Below are 5,944 nucleotides of genomic sequence, written 5' to 3'. Positions count from 1 at the left end.
AGAACATTAGAAGTCGGCAGCGTACAGTAAAGTAAGCACAGCGAAGTGGCGTGAGCGCACGCCATCTGCTGCCACACAGCTCCATGCAAAGCGATTTTCCAAAAGCAAAAACCCCCGACCAGATCACTGGAAGGGGGTTTTCTAATAAAAGCCTGACGATGACCTACTTTCACACTGGTTGCAGCACTATCATCGGCGCAAATTCGTTTCACGGTCCTGTTCGGGATGGGAAGGGGTGGTACCAAATCGCTATGGTCATCAGGCATAACTTGTAGCGTTCGCTGCCGTCGTCGTTACTCTGACGTCGTCAACAAACCAATCTGGAAGAAGTAAAGATCACACTGAGGTCATGGGTGATGACGACAGCGGTTTTGATTGCACGAATCAAATCGCACACACGTTACTTGTATGCCTATGACCTGCTAAGGTTATAGGGACAAGCCTTACGGGCAATTAGTATCAGTTAGCTTAATGCATTACTGCACTTCCACACCTGACCTATCAACGTCCTGGTCTCGAACGACCCTTTAAAGAGCTCAAGGCTCTGGGAAATCTCATCTCAAGGCAAGTTTCCCGCTTAGATGCTTTCAGCGGTTATCTCTTCCAGACTTAGCTACCCGGCAATGCCACTGGCGTGACAACCGGTACACCAGAGGTCTGTCCACTCCGGTCCTCTCGTACTAGGAGCAGCCCCCTTCAAATTTCCAACGCCCACGGCAGATAGGGACCAAACTGTCTCACGACGTTTTAAACCCAGCTCACGTACCACTTTAAATGGCGAACAGCCATACCCTTGGGACCGGCTACAGCCCCAGGATGTGATGAGCCGACATCGAGGTGCCAAACTCCCCCGTCGATATGAACTCTTGGGAGGAATCAGCCTGTTATCCCCAGAGTACCTTTTATCCGTTGAGCGATGGCCCTTCCATACAGAACCACCGGATCACTATGTCCTACTTTCGTACCTGCTCGACTTGTCAGTCTCGCAGTTAAGCACGCTTATGCCATTGCACTATTAGCACGATGTCCGACCGTACCTAGCGTACCTTCGAACTCCTCCGTTACACTTTGGGAGGAGACCGCCCCAGTCAAACTGCCTACCATGCACTGTCCCCGATCCGGATAACGGACCAAGGTTAGAACCTCAAACAAACCAGGGTGGTATTTCAAGGTTGGCTCCACGAGAACTAGCGTCCCCGCTTCAAAGCCTCCCACCTATCCTACACAGATTGGTTCAAAGTCCAATGCAAAGCTACAGTAAAGGTTCATGGGGTCTTTCCGTCTAGCCGCGGGTAGATTGCATCATCACAAACATTTCAACTTCGCTGAGTCTCGGGAGGAGACAGTGTGGCCATCGTTACTCCATTCGTGCAGGTCGGAACTTACCCGACAAGGAATTTCGCTACCTTAGGACCGTTATAGTTACGGCCGCCGTTTACTGGGACTTCAATCAAGAGCTTGCACCCCATCATTTAATCTTCCAGCACCGGGCAGGAGTCACACCATATACGTCCACTTTCGTGTTTGCATAGTGCTGTGTTTTTATTAAACAGTCGCAGCCACCAGTTTATTGCAACCCTTTCATCCTTCCACAGTAAAGTGGTCAAACTACAAGGGCGTACCTTATCCCGAAGTTACGGTACCAATTTGCCGAGTTCCTTCTCCCGAGTTCTCTCAAGCGCCTTAGAATACTCATCTCGCCCACCTGTGTCGGTTTGCGGTACGGTCTCGTATGACTGAAGCTTAGAGGCTTTTCTTGGAACCACTTCCGATTGCTTCGTGAACAAGTTCACTCGTCTCAACCCCTTGAATTACGCACCCGGATTTGCCTAAGTGCCTTCTACAAGTCAAGAACAGGCTCTTCCAACCGCCTGACAACCTTCCGCGATCCGTCCCCCCATCGCATCATACGACGGTGCAGGAATATTAACCTGCTTCCCATCAGCTACGCATCTCTGCCTCGCCTTAGGGGCCGACTCACCCTGCTCCGATGAACGTTGAACAGGAAACCTTGGGCTTTCGGCGTGGAGGCTTTTCACCCCCATTATCGCTACTCATGTCAGCATTCGCACTTCTGATACCTCCAGCATCCTTTACAAGACACCTTCGCAGGCTTACAGAACGCTCTCCTACCATATGTGTAAACACATATCCGCAGCTTCGGTGACTGGCTTAGCCCCGTTACATCTTCCGCGCAGGACGACTCGATCAGTGAGCTATTACGCTTTCTTTAAAGGATGGCTGCTTCTAAGCCAACCTCCTGACTGTTTTAGCCTTCCCACTTCGTTTTCCACTTAGCCAATCTTTGGGACCTTAGCTGGCGGTCTGGGTTGTTTCCCTCTTGACGCCGGACGTTAGCACCCGACGTCTGTCTCCCAAGCTCGCACTCATCGGTATTCGGAGTTTGCAATGGGTTGGTAAGTCGCAATGACCCCCTAGCCATAACAGTGCTCTACCCCCGATGGTGATACTTGAGGCACTACCTAAATAGTTTTCGGAGAGAACCAGCTATTTCCAAGTTTGTTTAGCCTTTCACCCCTACCCACAGCTCATCCCCTAATTTTTCAACATTAGTGGGTTCGGACCTCCAGGGCGTGTTACCGCACCTTCATCCTGGCCATGAGTAGATCACTTGGTTTCGGGTCTACACCCAGCGACTGAACGCCCTATTCGGACTCGATTTCTCTACGGCTTCCCTATACGGTTAACCTTGCCACTGAATGTAAGTCGCTGACCCATTATACAAAAGGTACGCAGTCACGGAACAAGTCCGCTCCTACTGTTTGTATGCACACGGTTTCAGGATCTATTTCACTCCCCTTCCGGGGTTCTTTTCGCCTTTCCCTCACGGTACTGGTTCACTATCGGTCGATATCGAGTATTTAGCCTTGGAGGATGGTCCCCCCATGTTCAGACAGGATTTCTCGTGTCCCGCCCTACTTGTTGCAAGCTTAGTTCCACACTGGTCATTTCGTGTAAGGGGCTATCACCCTCTATGGCTGCACTTTCCAGAGCATTCCACTATATCCAATGCTAAAACTTGCGGCTGTTCCCATTTCGCTCGCCACTACTCTGGGAATCTCGGTTGATTTCTTTTCCTGCAGCTACTTAGATGTTTCAGTTCGCCGCGTTCGCTTCACACACCTATGTATTCAGTGAGTGATGACCCAAAGGGCCGGGTTTCCCCATTCGGAAATCTGCGGATCAAAGTGTGTTTGCTCACTCCCCGCAGCTTATCGCAAGCTACTACGTCCTTCATCGCCTGATATCGCCAAGGCATCCACCATGTGCACTTATTCGCTTGTCCCTATAACGTTAGCCTCTCAATCGCTTGCGCTTTCAAGAGACGGTCATAAGGCAAACAAGTACTACGTGTTTGCTTGTATTGGCACTGGATTGCTCTTTCGAACAACTGATCGCCAATACTATTTGATTTGATACAATCAAAACCCATCAGCGCATCTCAACAATGCTTGCGCATCATTGGTTTGCACCAATAAATCTTTACTTCTTCCAAATTGTTAAAGAACAAAAACAGCTAATGATCTACTTAAAAGATCAAACCTAAATCGTGACTACATTTTCATGCAGATCAACTTAGGTTTGACATCTTGGTGGAGGTTGACGGGATCGAACCGACGACCCCCTGCTTGCAAAGCAGGTGCTCTCCCAGCTGAGCTAAACCCCCGAAACCGGTCATACATATCTTGGTGGGTCTGGTTGGGCTCGAACCAACGACCCCCGCGTTATCAACACGGTGCTCTAACCAACTGAGCTACAGACCCGTTTGGATCAGTACCAACCAACCATACGCAACCATCTGCGTATCGCCGACATTCACTGTTCTTTTCTTATTAACTAGTCGATAAGTGTGGACGCTTAACTTTCACGCAAACTCTAGAAAGGAGGTGATCCAGCCGCACCTTCCGATACGGCTACCTTGTTACGACTTCACCCCAGTCACGAATCCCACCGTGGTAAGCGCCCTCCTTACGGTTAGGCTACCTACTTCTGGTGAAACCCGCTCCCATGGTGTGACGGGCGGTGTGTACAAGACCCGGGAACGTATTCACCGCGACATGCTGATCCGCGATTACTAGCGATTCCAACTTCATGTAGTCGAGTTGCAGACTACAATCCGGACTACGATACACTTTCTGGGATTAGCTCCCCCTCGCGGGTTGGCGGCCCTCTGTATGTACCATTGTATGACGTGTGAAGCCCTACCCATAAGGGCCATGAGGACTTGACGTCATCCCCACCTTCCTCCGGTTTGTCACCGGCAGTCTCATTAGAGTGCCCTTTCGTAGCAACTAATGACAAGGGTTGCGCTCGTTGCGGGACTTAACCCAACATCTCACGACACGAGCTGACGACAGCCATGCAGCACCTGTGTTACGGTTCTCTTTCGAGCACTCCCTAATCTCTCAGGGATTCCGTACATGTCAAGGGTAGGTAAGGTTTTTCGCGTTGCATCGAATTAATCCACATCATCCACCGCTTGTGCGGGTCCCCGTCAATTCCTTTGAGTTTTAATCTTGCGACCGTACTCCCCAGGCGGTCTACTTCACGCGTTAGCTGCGTTACTAAGTCAATTAAGACCCAACAACTAGTAGACATCGTTTAGGGCGTGGACTACCAGGGTATCTAATCCTGTTTGCTCCCCACGCTTTCGTGCATGAGCGTCAGTGTTATCCCAGGGGGCTGCCTTCGCCATCGGTATTCCTCCACATCTCTACGCATTTCACTGCTACACGTGGAATTCTACCCCCCTCTGACACACTCTAGCCGTGCAGTCACAAATGCAATTCCCAGGTTGAGCCCGGGGATTTCACATCTGTCTTGCACAACCGCCTGCGCACGCTTTACGCCCAGTAATTCCGATTAACGCTTGCACCCTACGTATTACCGCGGCTGCTGGCACGTAGTTAGCCGGTGCTTATTCTTCAGGTACCGTCATTAGTGATCTGTATTAGAGTCCACCGTTTCTTCCCTGACAAAAGAGCTTTACAACCCGAAGGCCTTCTTCACTCACGCGGCATTGCTGGATCAGGCTTGCGCCCATTGTCCAAAATTCCCCACTGCTGCCTCCCGTAGGAGTCTGGACCGTGTCTCAGTTCCAGTGTGGCTGGTCGTCCTCTCAGACCAGCTACTGATCGAAGCCTTGGTAGGCTTTTACCCTACCAACTAGCTAATCAGATATCGGCCGCTCCATGAGCATGAGGTCTTGCGATCCCCCACTTTCATCCGTAGATCGTATGCGGTATTAGCGCAACTTTCGCTGCGTTATCCCCCACTCTAGGGTACGTTCCGATATATTACTCACCCGTTCGCCACTCGCCACCAGGAGCAAGCTCCCGTGCTGCCGTTCGACTTGCATGTGTAAGGCATGCCGCCAGCGTTCAATCTGAGCCAGGATCAAACTCTTCAGTTCAATCTCTGTTTTATGTCATTGCTGACATGGTTCTTTCGAACCGGTCGCTCACTCAAAATACTGACAGGTACTTTCATTTAACTGAAAGTATCTATATTTCTTTGTGAGCATTTAATATTTAAAGTTATAGCAGCAAATAAATTCACTGCCGCGCTTCCATTAAACGCCCACACTTATCGACTGTTAATTTTTAAAGAACTTCTTGTCTGCTTCGCTGTTTCAGCGTCGCTGCGAATCGTTTTGTTCGTCAGCAGCAGAGAGATGAGATTATGTGGCATGTCTTCGTTTTCGTCAACATCTTTTTAAGAAACTTTTTAAAAAGATTCGTTTTAAATTTCTTCAAAACGACTAACAAAAACTTCAACTTCTACAACAACTTCTTCACCCCCATCACACCCAATTCAGCTCGCTACACTCTGCGTTTCGCTGCTTGTTCTGCGACGGGAGCCGAACTATAGCAAGCACCCAATGCCTTGGCAACCCCTTTTGAGAAAATACTTTAATTCTTTT

2 tRNA genes and 3 rRNA genes are annotated in these 5,944 nt (G+C 49.7%); all 5 read right to left on the bottom strand.

Annotated features, from left to right (window positions below):
* Positions 1-150: 150 nt before the first annotated feature.
* Positions 151-263, bottom strand: a 5S ribosomal RNA gene (gene rrf / locus Hfont_RS14930).
* A 169-nt stretch (positions 264-432) separates the two neighbouring features.
* Positions 433-3,307: ribosomal RNA gene (locus Hfont_RS14925) — 23S ribosomal RNA — on the bottom strand.
* 305 nt (positions 3,308-3,612) lie between these two features.
* Positions 3,613-3,688 (bottom strand) — tRNA-Ala (locus Hfont_RS14920).
* 20 nt (positions 3,689-3,708) lie between these two features.
* Positions 3,709-3,785: transfer RNA gene (locus Hfont_RS14915), tRNA-Ile, on the bottom strand.
* Positions 3,786-3,901: 116 nt separating this feature from the next.
* A 16S ribosomal RNA gene (locus tag Hfont_RS14910) occupies positions 3,902-5,434 on the bottom strand.
* Together the 16S, 23S and 5S rRNA genes with 2 tRNA genes alongside form the textbook arrangement of a ribosomal RNA operon.
* Positions 5,435-5,944: the final 510 nt, after the last annotated feature.

Origin of the sequence: Herminiimonas fonticola (assembly GCF_003293745.1) — a bacterium.
Classification (GTDB): domain Bacteria; phylum Pseudomonadota; class Gammaproteobacteria; order Burkholderiales; family Burkholderiaceae_D; genus Oxalicibacterium; species Oxalicibacterium fonticola.
Note: the sequence above shows the minus strand (reverse complement) of the source record. Positions and strands in the feature narration are given on the sequence as shown.